The organism is Paenibacillus sp. LHD-117, assembly GCF_030929555.1.
Classification (GTDB): domain Bacteria; phylum Bacillota; class Bacilli; order Paenibacillales; family Paenibacillaceae; genus Pristimantibacillus.
The window spans coordinates 87546-113663 of the sequence record NZ_JAVFVT010000015.1 but is presented as its reverse complement, the minus strand read 5'-3'; the positions used below and the strand labels follow the sequence as shown (position 1 = coordinate 113663).

26 protein-coding genes and 1 pseudogene are annotated in these 26118 nt (G+C 50.0%); 21 read left to right on the top strand and 6 right to left on the bottom strand.

Annotation, left to right across the window (positions count from 1 at the left end; translation table 11 throughout):
- Window positions 1-231 precede the first annotated feature (231 nt).
- From RB620_RS13805 to RB620_RS13790, 4 genes are all read right to left on the bottom strand, one after another.
- The gene (locus tag RB620_RS13805; RefSeq protein ID WP_308095188.1) at window positions 232-450 is read right to left on the bottom strand and encodes an integrase core domain-containing protein; all 219 of its coding nucleotides are present in this window, start codon (window positions 448-450) and stop codon (window positions 232-234) included.
- 400 nt (window positions 451-850) lie between these two features.
- Window positions 851-1303 carry an SRPBCC domain-containing protein gene (locus tag RB620_RS13800; protein ID WP_308095187.1) on the bottom strand — a complete coding sequence of 151 codons (453 nt, stop codon included), beginning with the start codon at window positions 1301-1303 and terminating at the stop codon, window positions 851-853.
- Between the two features lie 45 nt (window positions 1304-1348).
- Window positions 1349-1789 (bottom strand): SRPBCC family protein, encoded by a 441-nt coding sequence (locus RB620_RS13795; protein WP_308095185.1) that lies wholly within the window; start codon window positions 1787-1789, stop codon window positions 1349-1351.
- A gap of 4 nt (window positions 1790-1793) precedes the next feature.
- Window positions 1794-2309 carry a MerR family transcriptional regulator gene (locus RB620_RS13790; protein ID WP_308095184.1) on the bottom strand — a complete coding sequence of 172 codons (516 nt, stop codon included), beginning with the start codon at window positions 2307-2309 and terminating at the stop codon, window positions 1794-1796.
- A 231-nt stretch (window positions 2310-2540) separates the two neighbouring features.
- Between RB620_RS13790 and RB620_RS13785 the strand changes: the two genes are divergently transcribed.
- The 10 genes from RB620_RS13785 (at window position 2541) to RB620_RS13740 (ending at window position 15523) form a co-directional block, all read left to right on the top strand.
- Entirely contained in the window at window positions 2541-2750 is a 210-nt protein-coding gene (locus tag RB620_RS13785; RefSeq protein WP_308095183.1) for a hypothetical protein, read from the top strand.
- Window positions 2751-2755: 5 nt separating this feature from the next.
- On the top strand, window positions 2756-3217 hold the full coding sequence (locus tag RB620_RS13780; protein ID WP_308095182.1) for a sensor histidine kinase: 462 nt from the start codon (window positions 2756-2758) through the stop codon (window positions 3215-3217).
- Window positions 3218-3500: 283 nt separating this feature from the next.
- Entirely contained in the window at window positions 3501-3701 is a 201-nt protein-coding gene (locus RB620_RS13775) for a hypothetical protein (RefSeq protein WP_308095181.1), read from the top strand.
- A 396-nt stretch (window positions 3702-4097) separates the two neighbouring features.
- Window positions 4098-6341 carry a carbohydrate-binding protein gene (locus RB620_RS13770; protein WP_308095179.1) on the top strand — a complete coding sequence of 748 codons (2244 nt, stop codon included), beginning with the start codon at window positions 4098-4100 and terminating at the stop codon, window positions 6339-6341.
- Window positions 6342-6505: 164 nt separating this feature from the next.
- Window positions 6506-8317: a cache domain-containing sensor histidine kinase gene (locus RB620_RS13765; RefSeq protein WP_308095177.1), complete on the top strand. Its 1812-nt coding sequence runs from the start codon at window positions 6506-6508 to the stop codon at window positions 8315-8317.
- A complete protein-coding gene (locus tag RB620_RS13760) occupies window positions 8295-9872 on the top strand; it encodes a response regulator (RefSeq protein ID WP_308095175.1) in 1578 nt (525 codons plus the stop codon). The genes RB620_RS13765 and RB620_RS13760 overlap by 23 nt, the downstream gene beginning before the upstream one ends.
- A gap of 121 nt (window positions 9873-9993) precedes the next feature.
- A complete protein-coding gene (locus RB620_RS13755; RefSeq protein ID WP_308095174.1) occupies window positions 9994-11358 on the top strand; it encodes an ABC transporter substrate-binding protein in 1365 nt (454 codons plus the stop codon).
- Between the two features lie 86 nt (window positions 11359-11444).
- Entirely contained in the window at window positions 11445-12326 is an 882-nt protein-coding gene (locus RB620_RS13750) for a carbohydrate ABC transporter permease (protein WP_308095173.1), read from the top strand.
- Window positions 12327-12447: 121 nt separating this feature from the next.
- Window positions 12448-13182, top strand: coding sequence for a carbohydrate ABC transporter permease (locus RB620_RS13745; RefSeq protein WP_308095171.1), 735 nt, complete (start codon window positions 12448-12450; stop codon window positions 13180-13182).
- A 22-nt stretch (window positions 13183-13204) separates the two neighbouring features.
- A complete protein-coding gene (locus RB620_RS13740) occupies window positions 13205-15523 on the top strand; it encodes a beta-galactosidase (protein ID WP_308095169.1) in 2319 nt (772 codons plus the stop codon).
- 104 nt (window positions 15524-15627) lie between these two features.
- Here the strand turns inward: RB620_RS13740 and RB620_RS30350 are convergent.
- Window positions 15628-15819: pseudogene (locus RB620_RS30350) on the bottom strand (helix-turn-helix domain-containing protein); the annotation flags it as partial.
- Between the two features lie 578 nt (window positions 15820-16397).
- On the opposite strand from RB620_RS30350, the gene RB620_RS13735 reads away from it, so the two are divergent.
- The 11 genes from RB620_RS13735 to RB620_RS13685 all read left to right on the top strand — a co-directional run bounded on the left by RB620_RS13735 (window position 16398) and on the right by RB620_RS13685 (window position 24547).
- Window positions 16398-16799, top strand: coding sequence for a hypothetical protein (locus tag RB620_RS13735; protein ID WP_308095168.1), 402 nt, complete (start codon window positions 16398-16400; stop codon window positions 16797-16799).
- Between the two features lie 17 nt (window positions 16800-16816).
- Window positions 16817-17875, top strand: a complete 1059-nt coding sequence (locus RB620_RS13730) for an S-layer homology domain-containing protein (RefSeq protein ID WP_308095167.1) — start codon at window positions 16817-16819, stop codon at window positions 17873-17875.
- A 209-nt stretch (window positions 17876-18084) separates the two neighbouring features.
- Complete coding sequence (locus tag RB620_RS13725) at window positions 18085-18996, top strand: arginase family protein (protein WP_308095165.1); 912 nt, start codon at window positions 18085-18087, stop codon at window positions 18994-18996.
- Between the two features lie 175 nt (window positions 18997-19171).
- On the top strand, window positions 19172-20182 hold the full coding sequence (locus RB620_RS13720; RefSeq protein WP_308095164.1) for an ABC transporter ATP-binding protein: 1011 nt from the start codon (window positions 19172-19174) through the stop codon (window positions 20180-20182).
- A gap of 21 nt (window positions 20183-20203) precedes the next feature.
- A complete protein-coding gene (locus tag RB620_RS13715) occupies window positions 20204-20986 on the top strand; it encodes an ABC transporter permease (protein ID WP_308095229.1) in 783 nt (260 codons plus the stop codon).
- Between the two features lie 15 nt (window positions 20987-21001).
- Window positions 21002-21796 (top strand): ABC transporter permease, encoded by a 795-nt coding sequence (locus tag RB620_RS13710; protein WP_308095162.1) that lies wholly within the window; start codon window positions 21002-21004, stop codon window positions 21794-21796.
- Window positions 21797-22047: 251 nt separating this feature from the next.
- The gene (locus tag RB620_RS13705) at window positions 22048-22356 is read left to right on the top strand and encodes a PadR family transcriptional regulator (protein WP_308095228.1); all 309 of its coding nucleotides are present in this window, start codon (window positions 22048-22050) and stop codon (window positions 22354-22356) included.
- Window positions 22353-22700, top strand: coding sequence for a DUF1048 domain-containing protein (locus RB620_RS13700; protein WP_308095160.1), 348 nt, complete (start codon window positions 22353-22355; stop codon window positions 22698-22700). Before RB620_RS13705 ends, RB620_RS13700 begins: the two co-directional genes overlap by 4 nt.
- Window positions 22701-22711: 11 nt before the next feature.
- Window positions 22712-23041 carry a DUF1048 domain-containing protein gene (locus RB620_RS13695; protein WP_308095158.1) on the top strand — a complete coding sequence of 110 codons (330 nt, stop codon included), beginning with the start codon at window positions 22712-22714 and terminating at the stop codon, window positions 23039-23041.
- A complete protein-coding gene (locus RB620_RS13690) occupies window positions 23025-23783 on the top strand; it encodes an ABC transporter ATP-binding protein (RefSeq protein WP_308095157.1) in 759 nt (252 codons plus the stop codon). The genes RB620_RS13695 and RB620_RS13690 overlap by 17 nt, the downstream gene beginning before the upstream one ends.
- Before the next feature lie 2 nt (window positions 23784-23785).
- Window positions 23786-24547 carry an ABC transporter permease gene (locus tag RB620_RS13685; RefSeq protein ID WP_308095155.1) on the top strand — a complete coding sequence of 254 codons (762 nt, stop codon included), beginning with the start codon at window positions 23786-23788 and terminating at the stop codon, window positions 24545-24547.
- A gap of 27 nt (window positions 24548-24574) precedes the next feature.
- Here the strand turns inward: RB620_RS13685 and RB620_RS13680 are convergent, their stop codons facing one another.
- Window positions 24575-26077 (bottom strand): ABC transporter substrate-binding protein, encoded by a 1503-nt coding sequence (locus tag RB620_RS13680; RefSeq protein WP_308095153.1) that lies wholly within the window; start codon window positions 26075-26077, stop codon window positions 24575-24577.
- Between the last annotated feature and the right edge of the window lie 41 nt (window positions 26078-26118).

Sequence of the window (26118 nt, the reverse complement as noted above, 5' to 3'; positions counted from 1 at the left end):
TCGCAGCGATCCGTACATTGGACGATAATGAAAGAAGTCCGTTTTAACTTTTACACGACAAAGGTGGCCAAACGATGATGACCACAATGAAGGACTTCTTGCTGCAAGTAGCGAAGGTAGCCACGCTAGTATATACGTATCAAATCTTTTTCGCGGAGAAGCGGTTCAACCCCTGAATTCTTGAGTCTAGGACACTTAACGTACGTGCTCCTCAGTATTGCTTAAAATTGCTCAGACTTTCACGATTAAAGGCTCCACTTCACCAGTCGCCGCGGCAACACGGTACTGCTCGGGCGCTTGATCGTACAGACTGCCATGCATCCGCCGTTCATTGTAGAAGCGGATGTATTTCGTCACCGTGTCGTACGCTTCTTGGTAGCTCATGAACTCGTGCCGCTGCAGGCACTCGGCCTCCAATACACTATGGAACGACTCGATGTGCGCATTCATTACCATCCTATTAATCATGATACCTAGTAGTATTGACGCATTCTCTATTGAACAGACATCAGACATTCACTGTAGCGAGGAAGCGTATTGTTGAATGAGAGACCTCCCATTTATGTAGATTCTATTTTCTATATTTTTGTTCCTTTTGAATCATGTGTCTCAGGGGTCAACGATTAAAAAAACGAACAAATTGGTTCCCAACTTTCTTTTTATGGTAATCTTTGGTGGTTCCTGACTTTTTATTTTTCGTGTTTATCACGTGCCGCGGCAAACCCAATAAAATCAACAAAAGTGGTACCAGAGTTTTTTTACACCTAACAATCTTGTGTCAGAAGTAAATAAAGTGTTAGACTCGGAAAAACGGCCTAAGAACGCTCCAACGTTCTTAGGCCGATGCTGTTTACGCGGCATGCTTCCCCGCAGTTATAATACGCGCTGTCCCTCTAGCACCAGCTCGAAGACGGTCCAGGTTCTGCTTGTTGCAGGCCGGGTAATACGATTTCACTTGCTCGAATATCATCTCGTCTTTGAACTGCTGACGGAATGTTACACGCGTCCGACCGCCCTTCTCGGTAAATGTCGCCGTCAACCGGAACTCAGGATCGCCTTGATGCTCCAGTACGATACGCTCTCCCGACTCGATCTCGATGAACTTGTTCTCGTTCGGATAATCCCTGCCGTCCGGTCCGTGAAAGGTAAAACGCCAGGAGCCGCCTTCGCGGAAGTCGAATTCGCGGAACGTGCTCGTGAAGCCGTTAGGCCCCCACCACTGCGTCAGCAGCTCCGGCTGCGCCCACGCCCGGTAAACCTCTTCCCTTGGGGAGTCGTACCAGCGTGAATGGGCAAACTCCAATTCGCCGGGAGCTAGGTCGGCGTCGTCCTCCGCCGCAACGGCTTTTCAGCTCTGAGTAAGCGAATTGCCCAGCAGCTCCAGCAGCTCCCTCGACCCGTGTTCCCGATTCTCCACCACATCGAGCCCATCGAAGAAGGTGCCTTGCTCCGTAAAGGTCAGCTTCGTGCCGCCATCCGCGTCTGCAAGCTCGATCGTCGTAATGGATACCGAGAACCGCACGCCGTTAAGGTCCATCACGTACGTATAAACAATCCGCTCGAGCGGCACAATCTCCTGATAAGTCGCGTCGAACGTGAACAATCCGCCGTCCGGCGTTTCACCGCTGCTGAATTCCCGTCCGCCTACCCGGAATTCGAACACTTCCGGCTTCGTGAACCAACGTGCTTTGGCTTCAGCGTCAGCCATTGCTTCGTACACCTGCTCCCTGGATGCCGGATAAGTTTTTTCAATTACGAATGTTCCGTGGTTTACAAATTTTTCTTTCATAATCTTAATCCTCCTTGTTTTCTTCTTTTTTATTGTTTGTTTTGTCATCCCCGCCCGCTAAGAACATCCCCAGCAGGCCAAAACGTTGCTCCCAGCTTTGTCGACGATTCAGGATCGGCTTCTCGTAGTCGTTCTTCATCGCTTGTAGCAGCGTGGTGAAATCGTCGACCGTCACCTGCTCCTTTCCTTTCATCAGCTTAGACACGTGCCTCAGTTGATCCAGCAGCTTCTGCTGCCGCCGGATTTGCTCCAGCACCCGCTCCATCTGCAGGCCGACGACCTCGAGCGGGTCAATTCCGCGGCCCGTCAGTGCCGCCTTCACTTCGTCGAGCGACAGGCCCAACTCCTTCAGCGATACAATTCGATAGAGCCGCGACAAATCCTCGTCGTCGTAGAGCCGATGTCCCGATTCCGTGGAAGTCGACGGCGAGAGCAGCCCGATCTGGTCGTAGAAGCGCAGCGTGCGCACCGTTAGCCCCGTCAGCTTGGCCAGATCCCCGACCTTCCAATATCGTTTCATTAATCATCTCCGTTCTTTGTCGCTAGCTCGATCACCGGTATCCTCATTATAAAACCTTACGTTACGTAAGGTGCAAGCGATTTGTTCAATCTTTTCTTCAAAATAAAAAGAGCCTTGCAGAAGTAACTAACTCAACTTTCGGTGCGACCAAGCCTAGGTTGTGAAGTTTAGCAGGTGGAAATCCTGCTTGGAAAGGCAAAGCTAAGCCACCAATAGCGATTGGTTCGCAAGATGGAGGACAACAATGGAAATCCTTTTTTTTCCTATATGGAAGTTAAAATCTCGTCCGTCTTGCAAGGAATGTTCGAGCGCAAAGCGATGGACTTTAATGTATATCACACCATGACAAGCGCGGAAGGAGCCGTGCATTACAGCGATATGTCCGAAGAAAACGGGGGCTACCGCAACTTCCAATCCGTAGCGACGCAGGCTGGAAGCTGAATCTAATGGTACTCGATACGGATTATGAACGGGAAACCGTAAAGTGGTACCAGTTTCTATGGGTTTCCATCTGTTCGCTCTTGCTCAGCCTGCTCATGGGCTGGCTGATATGGCTTATGGTTAGCCGACCTCTGCGGCAGATGAATAAGGTGATTACGAGGTTTACCTTGAATCTGTCCGATCAATCCGAGCCGAATATCCGCCTGGCTGAATTTCAGTCCGTCTTTCGCAATTTCGAGCAGATGAGAGATCGGACCGTCGAACTGGTTGCGGAGATTAAATACGAGGAGAAGAGGCGGGGTCAGCTCGAAGTGGAGAAGCTGCTCGTTCAGATCAATCCTCATTTCATTCACAATACGCTGAATACGATTCAATGGCTCGCGCGGATGCACGGTCAGAGCGATATCGCGAAGCTGGTTACAATATTTACACGGGTGTTGCATTATAATTTGGGAAAAAAAGCATGATCGTTACTCTTGATGACGAATTTGCCGCTATCGGGGATTATATTGAGCTGCAGAGATTGAGGTATGATTATGCATTCGATGTTCGGATGCAAGTAGAGCCTGGGCTGGACATGGTACAGCTTCCGCGGTTCATTCTTCGGCCGCTGGTAGAAAACGCACTATACCACGGGCTCGAAAATAGCGAAGGTTACATTCAAGTGCAAGCAGCAAGGATGGCATCAGAGCGGTAAACACGCAGGCCGAACGTGGAAGCGCCTATCGGTATTTCGTGGAGAACGGATTGGTGATACCGGAACTGGTCGGCTTTCATTATTTCCAATACAACGATCAGCTTGGGCGTTTCGATGGTGAGAATTATCAGATCGGCATCGTGGATGTGTGCCACAGGCCGTATGATCCATTTGTACAGGAGATCATCAGAACCCATCGCACCGTGTATCCGGTGGCATCGGGGCATTGCTCACCTTTCCCATATATGCCGTAGGAAATACCGAAGACGGGATTTTGAATGAAAAAAAATTGGTAATAAAAAAGGGGGCTTCCTGCACCGCCATTTATTAATTTCGAATTCCCCTTTCGTCAGGAGTAACTCCATAGTGTTATGCGCCCTCGGGAGCAAGCGTGAGCTTGTGCACGGCGCCGGCGACGGACCAGAAAATCGTCAGGACGTTCTGGACGGCGTATAAAATAGAGCTTCCAAGTATTCGAAGAGACATGTGTCGTAAATTCCAAATTCGTAGCGAAAAATCCGTTGTGATTTCGATCGTTTTCTCGTATAGTGCAAGTACCGCTGTTGCAGACGCCAGCGGACGCATGCCCTCTCTGTTCCAGGGCCCGAACGGACCGGGTATACAACATTTAATTTCGGAGGAGTTTTTAAATGAGAGAATGTAAGCGTATTCTAAGTATGGGTAAGCGGGTTGCCATGCTGACGCTTGCTACGGTTGCAGTTCTGACCGTCATCGTCGGAATTCAGCCTTCACAAGTGTTTGCAGCGACTGGCACGGCAACGATCGACTATTCCAGCAGCACTGGGACCGGCTACCCAGACGTTATCGGGGGTACTCACTTTCCGACAAGAACGCATACGGATGCCTGGAACAAACTCGATGATACAGGGCTGGTTTTCATGCGTGCCGACCTTAGGCTTCAGGATATTCTGCCGGCTAATATTACGCTGAATGATTACAAAAACAATGTAAATCAGGTTCAGGACCCGGCCAACTGGAATTTTACACGCTATGAGGGTTGGACGAGCCTTGCCAAATCCAAAGGCTTCAAGACAATGGGCATGATATTCGAACTGCCGAAGTGGCTAAGTTGGAGCGGAACGGAGGCTGGCGTACCAAAGGATTGGGATGTCTATGAAGATATCGTGGCCAAAGTATATGACCGGCTTAAGAACAATCTGGATATGATGGAATTTTTGAACGAACCTCACGGTTATATTGTTCTGACTGGCAGTCCGTACGCCACCAAGGAAGAGGCGGCTGTTGATCAATATTACCACTCGGCGAAAGCGATTCGATCTATTAGTGCCATCATTCCGATAGGCGGTCCTGGCGAGGACACGTGGGGAGGAGACTTCGGCACGATTGGGCGTCTATTGCGTGACAGCCGCATTACCTCGAATGATTTAAACTTTATTTCCGTTCATGATTACGAGTATGGCGGATTCGACCGGATCGACGAGCTTCGCCGGTTTATTGCGGCACAAGGCCGAGACCGGACGATTCCAATATTCATGAACGAATGGAACAAGACGCCCAATAACGCATCAGCTCCACCGGAGGTGGCCGGACGCGAAGGGATCTCCTATCATGGGCAGAAGCTCATGAAGCTAATGCGGGACGGAGTAGCGGGCGGAGCCTACTATACCTTGTATCCGACTAATGTTGTGAATGACGATTACTGGGCTTGGACAGAAGTTGGTCATGGCGCCTATAGCTGGAATAGCACGACCAATACCGCCACCATGCAGCCATTCAACCGAACCTGGCGACTCTATTCAACCGCGATGGGTCTGGGAGCAGGCAATTATGGGTTGCGCTCTACGACCTACACCAGCGTATCACAGGCGCAAGGCATCGTTAACCATGCAGGGCAGCCCGTGGCACTTGCTGTTAATCATTCAGGTACGACTGGCAGCATTACCTTAAACTTGACCAACCTGCCGGTTAGCGGCAACGTTACGGTTGAGGTGTATACCGCATCGGAGACGAACGACGCGAGCGCCCCGTCCCAAACACTGACCCGAACGGTAGCGTCCGGAGCGTTGTCAGAGACACTCGCTCTTCCCGCTTACTCGACGGTAGGTCTTATCGTTAAGGGGGGCACTCCGGCATCACTCCCTCAAACGAGTTACGAGGCGGAGAGTTTAATAAACATAATCGGAGGATCTGCGCGTATCAGCGAGGCTGCCTACGCATCGAACAATCGGGTGGTTGGATACATTGGAGGCAATGCCGCTAATAAACTGACATTCCCGAATGTCACAGCCTCTTCCGCAGGCAATCAAACGCTTCGGATTTCATATGTGAGCGGAGAGGCGAGATCAGCTACCCTGTCGGTGAATGGCGCTGCTCCGCAGACGCTGAACTTCCCTTCGACCGGAGGCTGGAGTACGACAGGGTTCATGGACGTGACGGTTGCACTACAAGCTGGCGTCAATACCTTAACATTCGCCAACACTTCAAGTTTCGCGCCGGATCTGGACAAAATAACCGTTCTGAACGCCAATGAAATTGCTCTAGAGGCAGAGTCGGCCACGAACACGCTGGCGGGCAACGCGCGCATAATGGATCAAAGCACTGCGTCGGGAGGTAAGATCGTAGGCTATATCGGTAATGGTAGCGCAAACTATTTGCAATTTAATAATGTGCAGGTTAGCAGCGCTGGCACTTATCAGTTGACGATTTCCTATATCACAGCCGATGCCCGTTCAGCTTCGTTATCCATCAACGGCGGACCTGCTCAGGCGATTAACTTCCCTGGCAGCGGAAGCTGGAGCACCGTCAGTACGGTCGTCGTTCCGGTAACGCTAGCTGCAGGCTCGAATACTTTACGTTTTAGCAATGCAACCGGGTACTCCCCGGATATAGACCGAATCACGTTAGCGCTGTAGAAAGAGGATATTGGATTTACACAAAAGAGCCGGGGGAAATGCCAGCCAGAGCGGAAACGCTGTGGCTGGTTTCCGTGATATAATAGGATCTTTCAACTAGTAATCGGACAAGCTTGAATTCCGCATTCTTGCGTTTGATTCGCCTTACCAGACGGAGGCCGGAGATGAACATATTGAAATGGAAGCACGCCAAGAAGCGGTTATGGACACGCTTCGGAGACAGTAGCATTCGAAGCAAAATTATAGCCGTTTATCTCCCGGTGGTGGCGGTCCCATTTCTGCTGCTCGGACTCATATCCAATCAACTGTTCTCGAAGACGTACATTTCCGAGACGACCCGCACTGTACTCGACGATTCGCACCTCATTTCAGCACGAATCGGCTGGACATTCAATGAGGCGGAGAGCTGCGCGAACATGGTACTGACTGGGGTGAATAATGTCGTTCTTTACAATCGTCTTCGCGATAGTACTCCCTCCCTCCCCATCGAGAGACGGACTCAGATTCTGAATCATCTCGAGTTTGCCAAAGCCACGTTTCAGAATATTGACGCTCTTGCTTTTATGGATATCCAGGGGGATCTGATTACCGATAACCCGAAGATGGAAGTAAACAGCATGAAAGCTTTGACGAGTTCCTTGCTGGAAGAGATCAAAGCGACTAGTGGAGAGACGGTTCGGTTTAGAGAGGAGATCCGCGACTTTCTGACGGTTGATTCGCACCAGCCTGTCGTCACATTGGGCAAGAAAGTACTTGATATCAATACAGGAGATACGCTCGGTTACCTTTTCCTTGTGATTAAAACGGGGGATTTGTCGGCCCAATTCAAAGGAATCGGTGAAACGCAAGGCCGATACTATCGGTTGCTTAACGAGCAGGAAGAAGTCATTGCGACGAATCGTCCAGGCGAGGTGCTGCTGTCAACCATTCAACCGACCGGACAAGCGTGGACGAAAGGCAGAGACAGCGCCATGCAAGAGGTGAATGGAGAAACTTTCCTTGTAACAAGAGTCAATGTCAGAGGTACATCATGGACCCTCGAGAGCGGCACGCCTCTGCGTTACTTGACCAAAGAGCTACGCCGCAACAATGAGCTGATTGTCGGCACGGGCACGGTCTGTCTCATTCTCGCGCTGTCCGGGGCATACTTCCTTTCCCGCATGATCGGCAGGCCGCTAAAGCAGCTCCACACTCACATGCGGCAAGTGCGCAACGGAGAGCTTCATGTTCGACTCGACCGCAAGGAGAAAGATGAATTTGGATATTTGGCTCAAGGGTTCAATAGCATGGTATTCCATATCCGTAAACTCATTGAACAAGTCGCCGATGAACAACGGCAGAAGCGGGAGACTGAGCTTACTTTAATGAATGAGCAAATCAAGCCGCATTTTCTCTACAATACCCTGGATTTGATCTATGTGCTGTGCGACATGAACAGACCGGTGCAGGCGCGCGACGCGACGAAAGCGCTCGCTTCGTTCTACCGCGGCGCGTTAAGCGGGGGCAAGGACCTCATTAGCCTCCAGGAAGAGATTCAATTGGTTGAATCCTACTTAATCATTCAAGGCTATCGATATTCCGATGTGTTGGGTTACGAAATTAGCATTCCGGCGGCTTCAAAACCGATCATCATTCCCAAACTAACGCTTCAGCCGCTCGTTGAAAATGCAATATACCATGGCATTAAGCCAACTGGCTGGCCCGGTGTGGTGCGAATTAAAGGCGAGTTGACCGATGGGATGCTATTGCTAATCGTTCAGGATAATGGAAGAGGCATGACGAACGAACAACGAGATCATCTCCTTGCTGGAACGCCGGACAGAGGCTTCGGGGTGGCTAATGTCGTTAAGAGGCTAAGGTTATACTTTGGATATAGCGTCGGATTAAGTATTGTTAGCGGATCTGAGGGGACTACGGTTATGTTGAGGTTGCCGTTAGGCAAGGAGGAGAATCATGTACAACGTGATGATGGCTGATGACGAGGCGCTGTTCCGTGATTATTTGAGAACGGCCGCCGAATGGGACACGCTCGGAATGCGGTTGATGTGGGAAGCCCGTAACGGTGAAGAGGCGCTGACACTGCTGGAAAGTCACAAACCGGATATTGCCCTTTTGGATATTAGCATGCCGATTATCGACGGATTAGCGGTAGCGGAGTCTCTCAAAGAGAAGTACCCGGATTGTACGATCATTATGGTGACGGGCCATAATGAGTTCGAGTATGCGCGGCGGGCACTACGGCTTGGCATCGAGGACTACTTGCTGAAGCCGTTCGACCGGGATGAGCTTTATCGCACGCTTCTGACTGCCAAGACGCGCCTTGACCGATTATTGCTGGAACGTAATTCGGCGACCAGAGACTCCGACATTCTGAAAGAACGCTTCTTGAATTATCTCCTCGTACGCAACGGTATGAAAAAAGAGGCTTGCCTGCAAGGCTTCCAAAGATTCGGCATGCCCAAACATGCGTCCAAGTGGCAAGCCATTGCCATCTCTATAGATCGCTTGCATCAGCAATGGCCGGACCCTGACCAGGTATCGCTTTGGAAGTATGCCGTAAGCAATATTGTTGTCCATCTTAAAGATCGGGAAGCCAACTTGGAGGTTGTTCCGGCTCAGGAAGATCGTCTTCTGCTGCTTGTATCGGATCCGGAAGAAGATCGTGTTCTTCTTCTGGCAGAACGAATCGTTCAGGCAGCTAAACATTATTTGAAACTGTCGGTGTCTGTCGGCATTGGAAGAACCGTATCTGATACCTGTGAACTCTGGATGTCCTGGAGGGAAGCGCTCCAAGCTCTGGAACACCGGGTTACGCTTGGCGAAGGCCGGGTGCTCGTTTACGACAAGTTGAACAGCAACCCTGAAGTTTTCTATTCGGTGGATTGCCATGAGCGGCTTCTGACTGCACTTCGTACCGGGGATGAAATGTCGGCGAATGCAGAGCTTCGGGAATTGTTTCGCACCGTCAAAGAACGTCATATTTCACCGGATGCAGCCCGAGGTTTAATTGCGGGGCTTGTTTCGCTTTGCATGTCTTATTTAGCAGAGATGAACTGCCGGTTGGAGGATGTATTCGGCAAAGGTTTTTTCCCATTCGCCGAAGCGGAAGCCAATCCATCTCTTGATGAGGCGGCAGACTGGCTTTGCCGTTTCTATAGCCAAGTCATCGCCTTCCGAAGCGGAAAGCGATCGACTCGCTCGCGCCAAATCGTCGAGGATACGCTTGCCCTCATAAGGACGCATTACAGAAATCCTGAATTGATGGTGGAGGATATCGCAGCTTCCTTGTATATCAACGCCAGTTACTTGCGTCGTATCATTAAAAGAGAAACGGACTTGACGGTGAGCGATCACCTCACGCAAGTGCGCATGCAGAAGGCAAGCGAGCTATTGACAGGCGGCGGCATTCGATTTGCTGATATTGCGGAAGAAGTGGGCTATAACGATGCGGGATACTTCAGCAAATGCTTTAAGCGCCATTTCGGCGTGTCTCCCCGGGAATACGAACAGTTGAAGATGACGGAAAAGTAGTATCGGAAAATGCAAACTAGTGTCGTTTTGTTTCTTCTGGCTTCAAACCCCGATCTATATACTTAGAACAAGGGTAGGGACAAGCCTTGCCCAACAATACTGAAGTGAGGGGAATATACGAATGAAGAAAATTCAACAAGCAGTCGCTGCCGTGCTGGCTGCCGTCATGATGCTAGCGCTGGCTGCCTGCGGCACATCAGACAAGACAGCAAAAGATTCACCGGCGCCTTCCGTCAGCTCGTCTTCCGCAACCGCATCCGCTTCGAGCGAACCGGCGAATAACGGTGAGAAGGTCAAGCTGAGAATTTACACAGGGTACTCGGCGGACGACGAAAAAATACCTTTCGACTATGCCAAAAAAGCGCTAGAGGAAGAAATGCCGAACGTCGAACTGGAATTGGACATCCAGGCTCAGGACGATAATATGAAGCTTAAAACGTATGCCGCTTCCGGCAATTTACCGGACATCTTCAGTGCCAACACGGACGTGATCAATGTTTTTCGCAAATCGAACAATATTTTGCAATTGGATGAGTATGTAAACCAATTCGACTTTGAAAGCAAGCTGCTCCCGAGTAGCAAAAATTTGCTGTATGCAGACGACCAGCACATATATGGATTTCCTGTCTCGGGCAACGACCTGGTGCTCCTATATTACAACAAAGAATTGTTCGAAAAGTACGGTGTCAAAGTGCCGACGACTTTTGACGAACTGATCGCGGCGGCAAAAGTATTTAATTCCAACGGCATCGTGCCGCTCTCTCTCTTCGGCAAGGAGAAATGGATTACCATGGCGCTGTTCGATTTGATCGCAACTCGCTATGACACCGGCGGCGTCAAGAAGCTGGACGAACTAAAAGGCAAAGCGAGCGACGAGGCTTATGCACACGCTGCAGCCAAAATGGATGAACTGGTGAAGGCGGGCCTTCTATCCAAAAGCGCTCCGTTAATGAACTATGATCAAGCGGCAGGACTGTTCTATGAAGGTAAGGCGGCTATGTTCTTGAATGGTTCGTGGGAAATAACCGAATCCACTAAAAAAATGGGCGACAAGGTTGACTATATGTACTATCCATCGCAGGACGCCGCTTCCTACGAGAAGAACAAGTTTGCGCTCAGCGGCAGCAACTCCTATGGCGGTTTTGCGGTAAACCCAAAAACGAAAGACAAGGAACTGGCGGCAAAGGTGGCTGCTTTCATGGCACTCAAGATAGCCGAAGGAAAAGTTACGCTCCGCGGCAATCCGATCGTTGCGACGAAAGTAACGAAAGCGCCGGAAAATCCGCTCGCGCCAATGTTTACTCGGTTGAATGGTGAATTAAGCAACATAACTTCAACGACTGCATTCTCGTGGAGTCTATCTAACGCCAAGATTAAAGTCGCATTAGAGGATGAAACGCAAAAGCTAGTGGCTGGCGGCGCTGCAGCCGACTTTGTGAAAAACATTGACAAGGCGATAGAGGTAGTCGAGAAAGAGGCTAAATAATTCATTTGATTTTATTTAGATTCCCAATAACGAGGCCTCGTATGTTCTTAATCATGCGAGGCCTTTATGAATAGGAATGAGAGTGAATGAGAAGGTTTTTTCAAAATCCGATGGCGATCGTGATATTTACATTGCCTGCGCTCCTTGTTTTTTCATTAATGGTTTACTACCCATTCGTGCAAATTTTTTATCGCAGCTTTTTCGAATGGGACGGTTTGACCGTGAGTCAATTTATCGGATTTGACAATTATCGGCGCCTCATGGAAGACGATTTATTTGGGACATCGATACGTAACGGGTTGATATTCGCTTTCGTGCTGATGTTCGTGCAAATTGGCGGTGCGTCATTCTTGACTTTTGCGATGACCAGTATCAGAATGCGAGGGATGAGATTCCTGAGATCGGTCTATTTTCTTCCCGTCGTGCTGTCGATTACGGTCGTCTCCCAATTATGGAACTCTATTCTGGATCCCGATCACGGCATGTTCAACTCCTTTATGGCCTCACTTGGCTTCTCCTTTCGGCAGAGTTGGCTGAGCGACACGAATTCAGCCATTTACGTAGTTGCGCTGAGTAATGCTTGGCAGTACATGGGTTATCAATTCGCTTTGCTGTACGCTGGCATCAAAGCCATTCCGGAGCATTTCTTTGAAGCATCTTTAATCGATGGATGCAACAAACGTCAGATTTACTTCCGTATCACGATGCCGTTATTGGCTGAAACTTATAAGCTCTGTTTGGTGATGTCGGTTACTGGCGGGCTCAATGCGTTTGCCAATATGATGCTCATGACAGGCGGAGGACCGGGAACTTCTACCTATACCTTGACTTTCATGATGTATCGTGCCGCATTCCGACTCAACGAATTTGGTTACGGCTGCGCGGTTGCCGTTATTTTAGTCATCCAATGTTTGGCGGCGATCGCGATCATCAATCGTGTTGTCGCTCGCGAACAATTAACGTACTAAGGGAGGTGACGCGACAATGATAATACGATCTAGACAGTTCCAACACCCTTTTCTCAGAGGCATATTGTGGCTCAATGCGCTTATCTGTCTGTACCCGTTAATCTGGACGCTATTTTATTCATTGAAAAATAACCAGGAGATTTTCACGTCAAATCCGTTTGGTTTCCCGACACGCTTCAGGTGGGAAAATTACCAAACGGCTTTATCCACCTTTAACGTGCCGCGCTATTTTATGAACAGTCTCTTCATATCGACTATTACGGTGGCAGTCACAGTGTTGATTGCGCTCATGTTCGCATACGCTGTGGCGCGTATGCAATGGCGGTTTCAAAATGTCGCGCGAACTTATTTGCTCACAGGGATGTTTATCCCTATACAGGTCATTATGATTCCGTTATCGATTTTGATGCGCGACCTGCACATTTCTAACACATACGAAGCGGTAATTTTGCCGTATATCGCCTTTAATCTATCGTTCTCAATGTTAGTGTTTTACGGTTTTTTTCGCTCGCTTCCCTATCAATTAGAAGAATCCGGTTGTATAGACGGAGCTAGCATTTATCGCGTATTTTGGAGCATTATATTGCCACTTATGAAGCCTGCGGTAGCCACGGTTTCGATTTTTGTTTTTCTGGCGGCTTGGAATGAATTCCCGATGGCGCTTATCCTCATTGTGGATGAAAAACTCAAGACGCTGCCGCTCGGTCTTGTTTTTTTTCAAGGGCAGTTCACGACCGATTGGGGCGCGATGGGAGCAGCGATGACGATCGCCAGTCTGCCGACCGTGCTCATCTATCTGCTGTTCTCTGAACAGGTGGAACGCTCGCTTACGGTAGGATCGGCAGTAAAAGGGTAATTAGGGAGGAGTTGGGCAAGTCGTGACAATCTATCATTTTCCTCTGCCGACAGACGTTCTTCAGCCAGCGGAAGGACATCTGCGGATGGGCGGTATTTCGCCGCAAGGAGAGTTGCTCAGCGTAAATAGTCGTTACTTCACTCGTAACGGCAGACCATGGGTACCCATAATGGGAGAAATTCACTACACTCGTGTGCCGCAAAACGAGTGGCGGGATGCGCTACTAAAAATGCGCGCAGGCGGTATCACCGTTGTGGCTAGTTATAGCATATGGCTGCACCATGAGGAACATCCTGGACAAATCCGTTTTGATGGCAATCGGGATCTGCGAAACTTCGTTAAACTTTGCGCAGAACTCGGTCTTTACTTTTGGGCTCGAATCGGACCTTGGATACACGGAGAAGTGCGCAACGGCGGATTTCCGGATTGGGTTGCACGCATGCCGAATACACGCACGAACGACGAACTGTACTTGAGTGTTGTTCAAAGGTGGTTCAATTCGCTATCCGCACAACTTCAAGGTTTGATGCATCACCAGGGTGGACCGGTAATTGGCATTCAAATCGAGAATGAGCTGTCGGATCATCCGGAACATCTTGGGATGCTTAAATCGATGGCCGTCAAAGCCGGACTGATCACCCCATATTGGACCGTAACAGGATGGTCGGGGGACGGAGGCACACGATTCCCGGAGGAGGAATTCATCCCGGTATTCGGCGGTTATCCGGAAGCACCGTGGGAGCCGCATACCGACCCGCTCCCGCCAAGTCCTCACTATTTCTTCCATGGCGTGCGCAACGATTCGCAGATCGGTAACGACCTGTTCGACACCGTGGGGATTCGCAGCGAGTTTAGTCGTCCGGATCTCGACCGGTATCCCTTTGCCACGTGCGAACTGGGCGGAGGGGTGCAAATGACTTGGCATAGGCGGCCCGTTATCCGACCGGAGGACGTCGCATCGATTGCGCTCGTACGAATGGGAAGCGGCAATAATTTACCGGGTTATTATATGTATCATGGCGGAACGAATCCGGTTGATGAGGCCGGGCCAACCCAGGAATCGAAAGCAACGGGCTACCCGAACGACTATCCTGAATATTCCTACGATTTTCAGGCCCCGATTCGTGAATTCGGTCAACTGTCGGAGGCGTTCTATGCGCTTCGGCCCCTGCATCAGTTCCTGTTGGATTTCGGGGATCGCTTTGCCCCGACTGTCGTCGTCTTCCCACCAATACAGCCTCGTAACATGTCAGACACGACGACGCCGCGTTATGCTGCTCGCTGGGACGGCAGTTCCGGTTGGCTATTCTGGAACAACTACCACCGTAATCAATCATGCGGCGATACGGAACCGTTGCAATTTGCGCTTCACTATGACGGTCGAACGCTGATGCTACCGGAGAAACCCGTTTCCATTCCGTCAGGCTGCTACGGTTTCTGGCCGCTTGGCATGGATCTCGAAGGTATCCGTCTCGTTCATGCAACAGCTCAGCCGCTTATGAGGCTGGAAGGCAGTGAGCCGACATGGGTCTTCCTCATCCATGAAGGAATTGAGGCTGAGTATGTCTGGCCACAAGGGACGCAGTTGCATGGCGTTGAATCGTCTCCCTGCGAAGAAGGTGTCCGATGCGGGCCGGGAACGTCTGGGATCTTCAAAGTCGAATATCCGGACGGTCGGTGCGCGCGGATACTAAGCCTGTCAGATAAACTCGCGAAGCTTGCTATCAAGGTGGATTGGCAAGGATTACAACGGATTGTGACCGGCTCGCAAGGCTTGTTACCTGTAGCGGATGGAGTTCGTATATATGGCTCGCCGGATGAGCTCAACGATGTATGGGTATACCCTCCTCTTCTTGAGACTTTGGAAACGTACGGTGAGTATCTGCACCGTCCGAATCAAGACGGAATATGGACCCGAATCGGTTTCCAATCTCCTTCTTGCCTGCTGAACGTCAATATACGCGAGCTTCCGAGCTTGTCTGAGCGCACTCCTGATACGTTTAGGAGGATAAGGGTGTTCGTTCTGTCTGTCACAGCGGCTTCTCCGCTTCCGGCACAAATGAAAGGCGTTCGATTAAAGATCGAATATGCGGGCGACCGGGCTTCGTTGTCTATGGGAGGCGAGATCCTCTCCGATCACTATTGGAATGGGACCCCCTGGGAAGTTGACGTTAGACGTGACCTCCGGTCTGGCGAAGAGATCCTCCTCCAGTTTTCGGTCACGCAACGTCTGAAGAGCGACAAGGTGTATGTAGAGTCGAAGGAAGTGGTGCCTCCGGAGGGTTGGTGCGAGTTTCGGTCCGTGAAGGCGAAACCCGTCATGGATATACGCATTGGATGATGGATGATTATCAATGAATCGCGAAGAGCCCTTTTTTTTAACGATTTACGCTTTATTGTAACGTTCCTTCTTGATTCAGGGGGATTGCGCATGGCGCGGTATTGTCCGGGCGTTCTATTCTCGTATTTATTGAAAACTTTGTAGAAATGTCTGGCGTTCGCATATCCCACCTGTTCGGTAACCGTTTCGAGCGACAGGCCCAGGGACTTGTCCAAAAGTTCCTTCGCATGGCGATTCGGTAGGCATGCAAATAGTGGAGAAAGGTCATTCCTTGCTCTTTTGCTTGTCGTCGGCAGCGGTCTAGACTTGCCGGAGACGGGCGTCTGCAGTGTTGGACCTCAGAGCAATGCAACTGCTGCTGAGAAAAAACGGAATGTTGTCGTACTGACGCGGGAGAAACGACTCCTGTGAGTACGGCTAATACCTCATCTTGCTGTTCCATAACCTCTGATCAGAATCAACAAATGAAAAGCCGTTATAAGTCTGTGATAATAATCGCACTTATAACGGCTGTTTCATTACCCTGAGATTCTATGTTGTATGTTACTTTGCCTATTCACGAACCCGTCGTCACTAGCAAGTTCAATTAAGATTACGAACCTAATCGTTCCTTCCGTGCATCGTTTCATCATTTATCGGTCATAAGCGACAACCCTAAACCCGATAATTTGTTGGATGGGCATTACGATACGGGAGTCATATTCCGTAAACCGGATAGCCAGGAATCCAATATTGCGCTTGATTACACGTCTGGAAACTATACATTAGAAGGATTGACCCTTATCGGTTCGCCTATCTTTAGCAGAGTATCGGCACAATAACGATTCAATATTATAATGGAGCGGAATGGGAGACTGCCCGGAGCGGAATCCAGTTGAACTGGAAAGGCAGCATTCCTAATCATGAGGGATTTACGATTTCTTTGGAATCTCCGGTTACGTCCAATCAATTTCGAATCCTGATCGACGGGGCCGATGGCGAAGACGACAAATTTGCTATTCAAGAGATTCATATGAACGGTTATTCCGCAACCGACAAAACCGAATTAAACCGTTCCATTTTAATAGCCGAACAATTGCTGGCGGAAGGTGCGGCATCGTCTTACGGCGAAACCTCCGTTGACGTACTGCAACTCGACCTCAGGAACGCAAAATATATAGCGGAGAAAGTGCGGGCATCCGCAAATGAGATAGCGGAAGCAACTGCGGCGTTAAGAGACACGCTCAGCTATTTTAACCCAAGCCAGCACCATCCGATCCGCCGCCGTCAAATATAAACAACGGGGATATTGTTTTGGAGTCGAACAACAGTGGAAACATTCAATATCAAATAAAGAAGATATCTGCGGAAGGATCGGTATCCCTATCGATCGCATTGCAAGCTTTGGAGCAGGCGCTTAAGGACGCGCCGACGGATCGAAACGGCTTTAAGTTGGTTCAAATTATGATTCAGGACAATCAACCATTCCATAAACTGTCGATTAATCTGCCTACAAAGGCGCTCATACGTCTAGGTGAAGACAGCAATGTGAGTATTTCATCTTCACTAGGTACCGTAACTTTATCCTCAGCCATGTTAAAACAAGCTCAGCTTAAGGCGAGTGAAAGCATTGCGCTGCATATGGAGAAGGAGGATTCCGGAGCAAGGCCATCCGTTAACATGGAAGTTAAGCCGCCCATTCCGGTTCATCTTTCCCTTCCGTATGCTCCCTCGCCAGAAGAGAGGAAAAAACCAGATCTGTTAGTGCTTATGCGCATCCTGGAAGACGGAACGACAGTTATTGTGCCGAAAGGAAAATATGATCCGAACAATAAATCAATGGTCATTCAAACGGCTGAATCGGGAACGTACGTTGTTGATTTCAGAAGTATAAGCTTCACCGATCTCGAAGCGCAGCCATGGGCGGGTGATGCCATTGAGGCGCTAGGCGCCAGGGAAGTAGTTAGAGGTACGGGCAATGGTAATTTTGCTCCAGACAGGGCCATAAAACTTGCCGAATTTGTTGTCATGCTGGACAGGATGCTGGATTTGGACGCCGAGGATATTCAGGTTCTGGAAAGTGCGGCAGGCACTCTAACGGCGAAGGACAGCCTTACTCGGGAAGCAATGGCTATCTTATTGGCACGAGCTATAACATTAGACAAAGGAGTGGCAATTCCGGAGGCCGATCTCACCGTTCTATCCCGGTTCCAAGACGGGGAATCGATATCCGATACCGCAATTAACAGCGTATCTTGGATGGTAAGCGAAGGCATTATGTTGGGAGACGGCGCTAACCTGCGTCTCGGGAACATCGCTAGCCGCGCCGAATCGGCGGTTATGTTGTATCGTGTTTTCCACAAATTATATTAATCATAGATCATACGAGAAAACGCCCTGAAACAGGGTGTTTTTTCGTATTATTTTAGTCGGTTATGCCAGAAACACTTTAACTCCTAGTTCACTGATGGCGTACAATCTTTGTGTAAGGTGGTGTCAGAAGTGAAAAGAAAGTTTAGACTAGAAAAATAAAGGATTAGACTGACGGTACGTCATTAAGCTAACGAAAAGGAGCGTTTTTCATGATCGAAAATAACAACAATCGTACGCTGCGTCTGCTATTTCCTCAATGGCAAGGCGGAGGGAATAATCCTCCATATATACTGGGAGCTCATTTGTTAAACTGGCTTGCTCCCAAGGCAGAAGGCCCTTTTGAGGAAGTGCCAGTGAGTTTGAATCTTGATGAGGAAAAAGAGCATGGAATTATGGCTAGAGGTACCGTGCTGAAACAAGCTCGTTCTGCAAAGGAACTCATTCAGAAGCATAACCCTGATCGTATCGTCGTGTTGGGAGGAGATTGCAGCGTTGAGCTTGCTCCTTTTGCTTACTTGAATGAGAAATATGACGGAGACACTGCCCTGCTATGGGTTGATGCTCATCCGGACGTCTATATTCCTGAAGATTTCCCTAATCATCACGCCATGGTCCTTGCAAATTTACTTGGAGTAGGAGATAAAGAATTTGTAGCAGAGGTGCCACGTTTTTTTAAACCTGAACAAGTGTTGTTTGTAGGGTTAAATGATTTACTGGAATCGTTAAACTCTGAGCCATTGCGTAATATGAAATTGGATAGTTTAGGACCCGACGAGATTAAACAAGATAGTTCGAAGGTACTCCAATGGCTAGATGAAAGGAAACCATCTAAGATCATGATCCATTTTGATCTGGATGTACTGGATATGACGGAATTCCGTTCGCTCTTGGTTGCTTACCCAGAAACATACGAGGAGTATAAGGATAAATTTCCGCGGGGCGTAAGAATGGAAACGATTATCCGTATTTTGCAAGATGTAGCCAAATCATATGATGTCGTCGGTCTAGGGATAACGGAGCATTTCCCTTGGGACTCCTATTTCTTGCAGAACATGCTCTCCCGTTTGCCGTTAATTGGTGATGTTAACAAGACCGAGCGTCCTAAATATAACCCACTATAAAAAGATGTGGTGTGGAGTTGAATAATCGACCAGGATGAAGCTTCCAGCAATTCAGAGGCTGTTTTTTTATTTTGTTAAATATCCCCATGAAAAGATATCTAATTTAGAAGGTATTATCGCTCTTACGAAAGTGCTATTCTAGATGGTAAATCCTTAAAGACGGACGGGTGATGGAATGGGTATTATTGAAGTGAATCAAGTGACAAAGACTTATCGGCAATACAAACGTTATCCGGGATTTATCGGCTCTATGCGCAGTCTGTTCACGAGAAAGTTTACGGAAGAGACGGCGGTTCGCGATATTTCCTTCTCGATCGGAGAAGGCGAAGCGGTGGGCTATCTGGGGCCGAACGGCGCCGGCAAGTCGACGATGATCAAAATGATGACCGGCATTCTAGTCCCGACCTCCGGCGAGGTGAAGGTCATGGACACCGTTCCGCATGAGTCGCGGAGGCGGATCGCCCAGCATATCGGCGTCGTGTTCGGACAGAGAAGTCAGCTGTGGTGGGACTTGCCTGTTATGGACTCATTCGACCTGCATAAATATGTATACAAGCTTTCCGATATCCAATTTCGTGACAATGTCGAGTTCTGCACCGAGCTCCTCTCTTTGTCCTCCTTTATTCAGAAGCCTGTCAGACAGCTGAGCCTTGGACAGCGCATGCGCGTCGAAATCGCAATGTCCCTTCTCCACGAACCGAAAATCTTGTTTCTCGATGAGCCCACGATCGGTCTGGACGTACTCGCGAAGGACCAGATCCGGCAATTTCTGCGCACGGTCAACCGCGAGAAGAAGGTTTCCATTATTTTGACGACCCATGATATGAAAGACATCGAAGAAATTTGCCCTCGTATGGTCGTCGTGAACAAAGGCAATCTCGTTTATGACGGCTCCGTTGCCAGTCTGCGCAGCGAACTCGGCAATGAGCGGCGCGTTATCATCGATTTCCGATTCGATCCGGGACCGGTTAAGTCGCCCGGCATGACGCTTATCCATGACGAAGGCGTGCGCAAAACATTCCTCTGCGAACGAGGAGGCTCGGCCGTATTCGAGTACATAAGCCAAATCGCCTCTTCGTATCCGGTGGAGGACGCCACTATTGAAGGAGCGGACATCGACTCGGTCATTCGCAAGCTGTATTTGCAGCTGCAGGAGGAAGACCGGGATCAACGTGAAATCGGATGAACGGAGGGCTTTTCATTGAAGATGTACTGGATGTTCGGCGTTAAAGCATTCATCAATCAATTGTCCTACCGCTCCGAGGTTTGGCTGCGGCTGCTAGGCAATTTCGTTACGATTCTTATTCAGGTTGAAATATGGCGGGCCGTCATCGGGGGCGGGACCGTTGAGGGCATCGCCGTCGATCAAATGATTACCTACAGCATTCTGAACACGCTGCTGTACGGGCTTCTGTTCAATGGTATGAGCGAGAAGGTCGACAACAGCCTGAAATCCGGAGCTATCGCTTCCGAGCTGATCAAGCCGCTGTCTTACCCGGGTTACTTGTTCGCCGACGGCCTCGGAAGCGCCTTCTACAGGTTCCTGTTCACCGCTCTGCCGTCGCTACTGATCGCATGGCTTTGCTTCGGCATGCTGCCTCCCGCCTCCGGCGCCTATCTGGCCGCGTTCCTTATCGCGCTGTGCATCGCTTTGCTGATTTCGTTTTTGCTCGGTTACCTCATCTCGCTCATCGCGTTCTGGGTGATGAACCACTTCGCGCTCGTGTGGATACTCGGCGGGTTGACGACGCTTTTTTCGGGATCGTTTCTCCCGCTCTGGTTTTTCCCTGCCTCGTGGCAGGCAGTCGCTTCGGCGCTGCCCTTCCAGTTCCTCGGATATGTTCCGGCCGCTTTGTACTTGGGCACGCTTCCGATGGAACAAGTCGCGATACTGCTCGGCAAGGGCGTGCTCTGGTCGACGGTATTGGCCGTATTCGTGAACCGGCTATGGCGAAGAGCCGTCCGGCGGCTTGTCGTTCAAGGCGGATAAGGAGGGTGGACTAAAATGACATTTCGATTGTTCGGACAGCTGGTGCGCCTGCTGACGAAGGAAAGACTGGAGTACCGGGCCGATTTCCTGCTGGCGATCCTGGCCCAGATGATCAGCTACACGGCGGATTATCTCATCATCTGGCTGTTTATCAGCCGGTTCGATTCAATGGCCGGCTGGACGTGGCCGGAGATCGCTTTTTTATACAGCATTGGCTTGTTTACTTACGCGCTTGGAGCATCCTTCTCGTTCGTGCAAATGCGGGAGCTCGAAGGGCATGTGAAGAACGGTACGTTCGACTCGTTTCTCGTCAAGCCGGTCAATCCTTATCTGTATCTCGTGTGCAGAGGCTTTAACCTGGGTTACATCGCCCATCTCGCCATTTCCGGCTCGGTTCTCGTCTGGTCGCTTATCTCTCTCGATATAAAGTGGACGGCGCTAAGCGTTCTATACCTCGTGCTGGCCGTTATCGGCGGCGCGTTGATTCAGGCCGGCTTCATGTCGCTGATCGGCGCGACATCGTTCGTCTGGGTGAGAACGGGGTTTCTGTTCACGCTGTTCTTCAAGCTGAAGGACTTTATCTCGTATCCGCTTCCGGTATTCGGCACTTTCATCCAGCTCTTGCTGACGTTCGTCATTCCGTTTGCCTTTATCAACTATTATCCCGCGGCGTTCCTGCTCTCGCATGACACGTCCATCCTCTCCTCCTGGGCGATGTGGATCGTGCCCATGGTCGGACCGATCAGCTATTGGATTGGCTACCGTGTCTGGATGCTCGGCGTGAACCGATACCAGGGCGCTGGCGGGTAGTCACTCGCCAAATCTTTTGTATTAAATAAACAGCGACAGTCCAGGACTATATTTTCTCGTCCTTGGCTGTCGCTGTTTCAATTTATAAGGTCTGTCTAGAACTTATTTTATGGAGTCTGACGGTATGAGAATTTGAAAGCCGCGTGTTGACAAATCATCTACTGCGTGTTACTTTATAGTAGTAGTAAGTAATACTTGATACCAGTCATACAGAATAGCAAGGAGTGATTGTGCTGGAAAACCTAACGGAAATGCTCAAAGGGGTGCTTGAGGGCAGTGTGCTTGAGATTATAAGCCGCAAAGAAACCTACGGCTACGAAATCACGCGGCGGCTGAACGCCCTCGGCTTCACGGATGTTGTGGAGGGAACGGTGTACACCATCCTGATCCGGCTTGAAAAAAACAAGTTGGTGGAGATCACCAAGAAGCCCTCCGATATGGGACCGCCGCGAAAGTTTTTCGCGATCAACGACGCGGGGCGCGAGGAGCTGCGGAGGTTCTGGGAAAAGTGGGAGTTCGTATCATCGAAAATGAACGAGTTAAAGGAGAGAGACGAATGAATTTGTGGGAAAAAATTACCGGCAGCGACATGACGAGAGAAATGAAAGCATTCGAAGCGCGAACCCAAAAGTTGCCTGCCGATTATCAAGCGGCATGGGGAGAAATTAATGCCAATCTTTGGCCGTACTCCGATTTCACCGGTCGCAACTTCATGCCCCTTCTTGACGGCGTGCTTGGCCTTCTCGAAGAAACGGCGGCGGACGGTCAGAGCGTCCGCGAGGTTTTGGGCGACGATATCAAAGGCTTCTGTTCGGCGCTGGCCGGCGAAGAAGGGGCAAAGTCGTTTCGAGACAAGTGGCGCGAGCAACTCAATAAAAACATCGCCAAAAAATTAGGTAAATAGGAGGGAACAAAATGAGTATCCGAGATCTCATCGAAGGCAAAAGAGAGTGGCGAGCGCATGTGGCGCGCGTCAAAGCGCTCCCGAAAGATTATCAGATCGTTTATAAAGAGCTTCAAAAATATCTCTTCAAGGTCGGCCCTGTCGAGCTAACCGACGGGACGGGGCTTCTCTCGGGAATCGTCGATCTTTTTGAAGAGGGCGCGGCCTTGGGGAAAGGCGTGCTCGAAGTGACGGGCCGTGACGTAGCGGCTTTCTGCGACGATTTGATCAAAGATTCAAAAACGTACGCTGACATCTATCAAGAATCCGTTGGGGGAGATCGGGATGGAAAAAGCAATTGAAGTAAAAGGTCTGCGAAAGTCTTTCAATGGCACGGAAGTGCTAAAGGGCGTCGATTTTGAAGTGAAGCGAGGCGAAATTTTCGCCCTGCTTGGCTCCAACGGCGCTGGCAAGACGACGATTGTCAGAATCCTCGCCACGCTGCTCAATCAGGACGGAGGAACTGCCACGGTATACGGATTTGACGTCGCGTCCAAACCCGAGCATGTGCGGCAAGCGATCAGTCTGACCGGGCAATTCGCCGCCGTGGACGAGATATTGATCGGGCGCGAAAATTTGATCATGATCGCAAAGCTGCGGCACCTTAAAAATCCGCGCAAGGTCGCGGATGACTTGCTAAACCGCTTCGATTTGAACGACGCCGCCGACCGCAAGGCGTCCACGTATTCGGGCGGCATGCGCCGCAGGCTCGACATTGCCATGAGCCTGATCGGAAAACCGCAGCTCATTTTCCTCGACGAGCCGACCACGGGCCTTGACCCCGAGGCACGCATCGAGGCTTGGAAGATTGTGAAGGAGCTTGCCGGCGGCGGCACAACGGTATTTATGACCACTCAGTATTTGGATGAGGCTGAACAACTTGCCGATCGAATCGCGATCTTGCATGAAGGTAAAATCATTGCGGGCGGTACGCTCGAGGAACTGAAAAAGCTGTTCCCGCCCGTAAAGACGGAGTACGTGGAAAAACAACCTTCATTGGAGGAGATATTCCTCGCAATCATTGGTAAAAAGGAGGCAAAGTAACAATGAATCAGCATTTTTTCAGCGACATGAGCGTGATGCTTGGACGTTCCATGCGCCATATTTTGCGAAGCATGGACACCATCTTCACGGTTTGCATCACTCCGATTGCAATGATGCTGCTGTTCGTCTATGTGTTTGGCGGCGCAATCGAAAGCGGTATGGATAACTATGTGAACTACCTGTTGCCCGGTATCCTGCTGATTGCGATTGCAAGTGGCATATCCTATACGGCTTACCGCCTGTTTTTGGATAAGCAACGGGGCATCATTGAGCGGTTCCACTCCATGCCGATTTCGCGTTCCGCCGTGCTGTGGGGACATGTGCTGACCTCGGTGGTATCCAACGCCATATCGGTTGTCGTCATCATTCTAGTAGCGCTCATTATGGGCTTTCGCTCGTCGGCGGGGGTACTGTCTTGGCTTGCAGTAGCCGGCATACTCATGCTGTTTACACTGGCTTTGACTTGGGTCGCGGCGATTGCCGGACTGTCCGCGAAATCGGTGGAAGGCGCTAGCGTGTTTTCTTATCCGCTTATCTTCCTGCCGTTTATCAGTTCGGCCTTTGTGCCGACCGAAACGATGCCGTCAGTCGTACGCGCCTTTGCCGAAAACCAGCCGGTGACCTCTATCGTAGAAACCATCCGTACGCTATTGTCAAGTCAACCGGTAGGCAATGAGATCTGGGTCGCGCTTGCGTGGTGCGTAGGGATACTAATCGTCGCTTATCTATTCGCGGTGCGCGCATACAAACGGAAAGCAGCTTAATAGGCGTCCAATCGTGGATGCCGCTAGTTAACGAGCCGTTACGGCACTTGCCTCGTTACGCCGAGCATCTAGCTGCTTCTGTACTTCGTTCCTTACCTCTTCAATGCCTGCTTGCTTTAGCTCCTCATTATACTTGGGGAGGATCGAGTCAACATCGACGGTACCGGTCATGAGGCTTGGATAATATTTTTTCCAAACCATCTCAATGTTTTCGATTTGGGCGGTCAGCTTGGATAGATCGGGAGTAAAGCCGAGCACGGCGGACTTGACGGCTTCGGCGTTGTACTCGCGAAATAGCTCCCATTTATCGAGAGGGTCCGGGTTATCGCCGCCCATGGTTCTCAGGATAAACCAGTTGCCCTGTGTATATTGGACTCCTGCATAGCTTGCCGCTGCATCCGGGATCGGGTTGCCGTGGCTGTCTTTACCGGGAATTGGGATCGCTTGCCCTTGTTCATTCAGCCGGTAATGCACCCCTTCAATCCCGTAATTGAATAAGTTTCGTATTTCAGGGTCGGTATTAAGCAGATTGAGAAACTTGATGCTTTCAACGGGATGCTTGGTATTGGCATTGACGGCCATGATGCCTCCACGAACCGATTCCGTAGTGACGACGCTAGGGGTTACGGGATTCGATACAACCTTGTACCCGCGATCCTTGCTCCAAGCCTTCTCCGAGAGCGGTCCGCCGCCGGAGGACTTCCAGAACACTTTATCCCCGCGCTTAAGTCCGCCAGGCTCCCGGAGGGCCGCGTCTTTGTTAATGAAGCCCTCCTTATAATAACGCCGCAAGGTGTCCAATACCTGCCGTGCTTCCTTTGTTTCGAAGATATTGACGACCTTGGCATCAGGATCCAGCGATTTCACCATCAAGGGAACTTTATGATTCACGACATATTCGTAGCCATAGAGAGCGAAGAAATTTTGTGAACCCCGATCTAGTTCCATGGGCATGTAGGCAGGCTCATTTTGCTGAATCATCCGGAGCAAAGGTTCAAGCGATTCCAGCGTATTGTACTTCGCGATGTCGATATCGTACTTTTCCACGATGGAAGCGGGGTACATCCAATGATCGCGGACGGCCAGCTCTTTATTGGTTGGCACGCCATAGATGCCTCCGTCATTCATTTGCACCCCTTGCCAAAAGATGGGGTCAATGGTGTCGTACAAATCCTTGCCCAGACTAGCAAGATAATCGTCAAGTCTCAGCCATGCGCCGCGCATAGCGGCGGTTGCATAGTTGGGTGCAAAAGCAATGTCGAAAGGAGTACCCGCGGATATTAGCGTGTTCAGCCGGTCTTCATATTCCTGCCATCCAATCTTGATATAAGTGATCGTCACGCCAATTTTACGAGCCATGATTTCATTGATTTTATCGTTGACGAGCTTCAGATCCTTGTCGGGCTCTCCAATCGTGTAATAAATCAGATTTACAGTGTCGCCATCATACTTATCGTCGTTGTTTCTGCTAGGCTGCCGGGAGCAACCGGTCGTACACGCTGTGAGCAGCAGTATAATACTGATTGTCATGAAGATACATCTATATCTAGAGCGCGATAGCATCGATATCC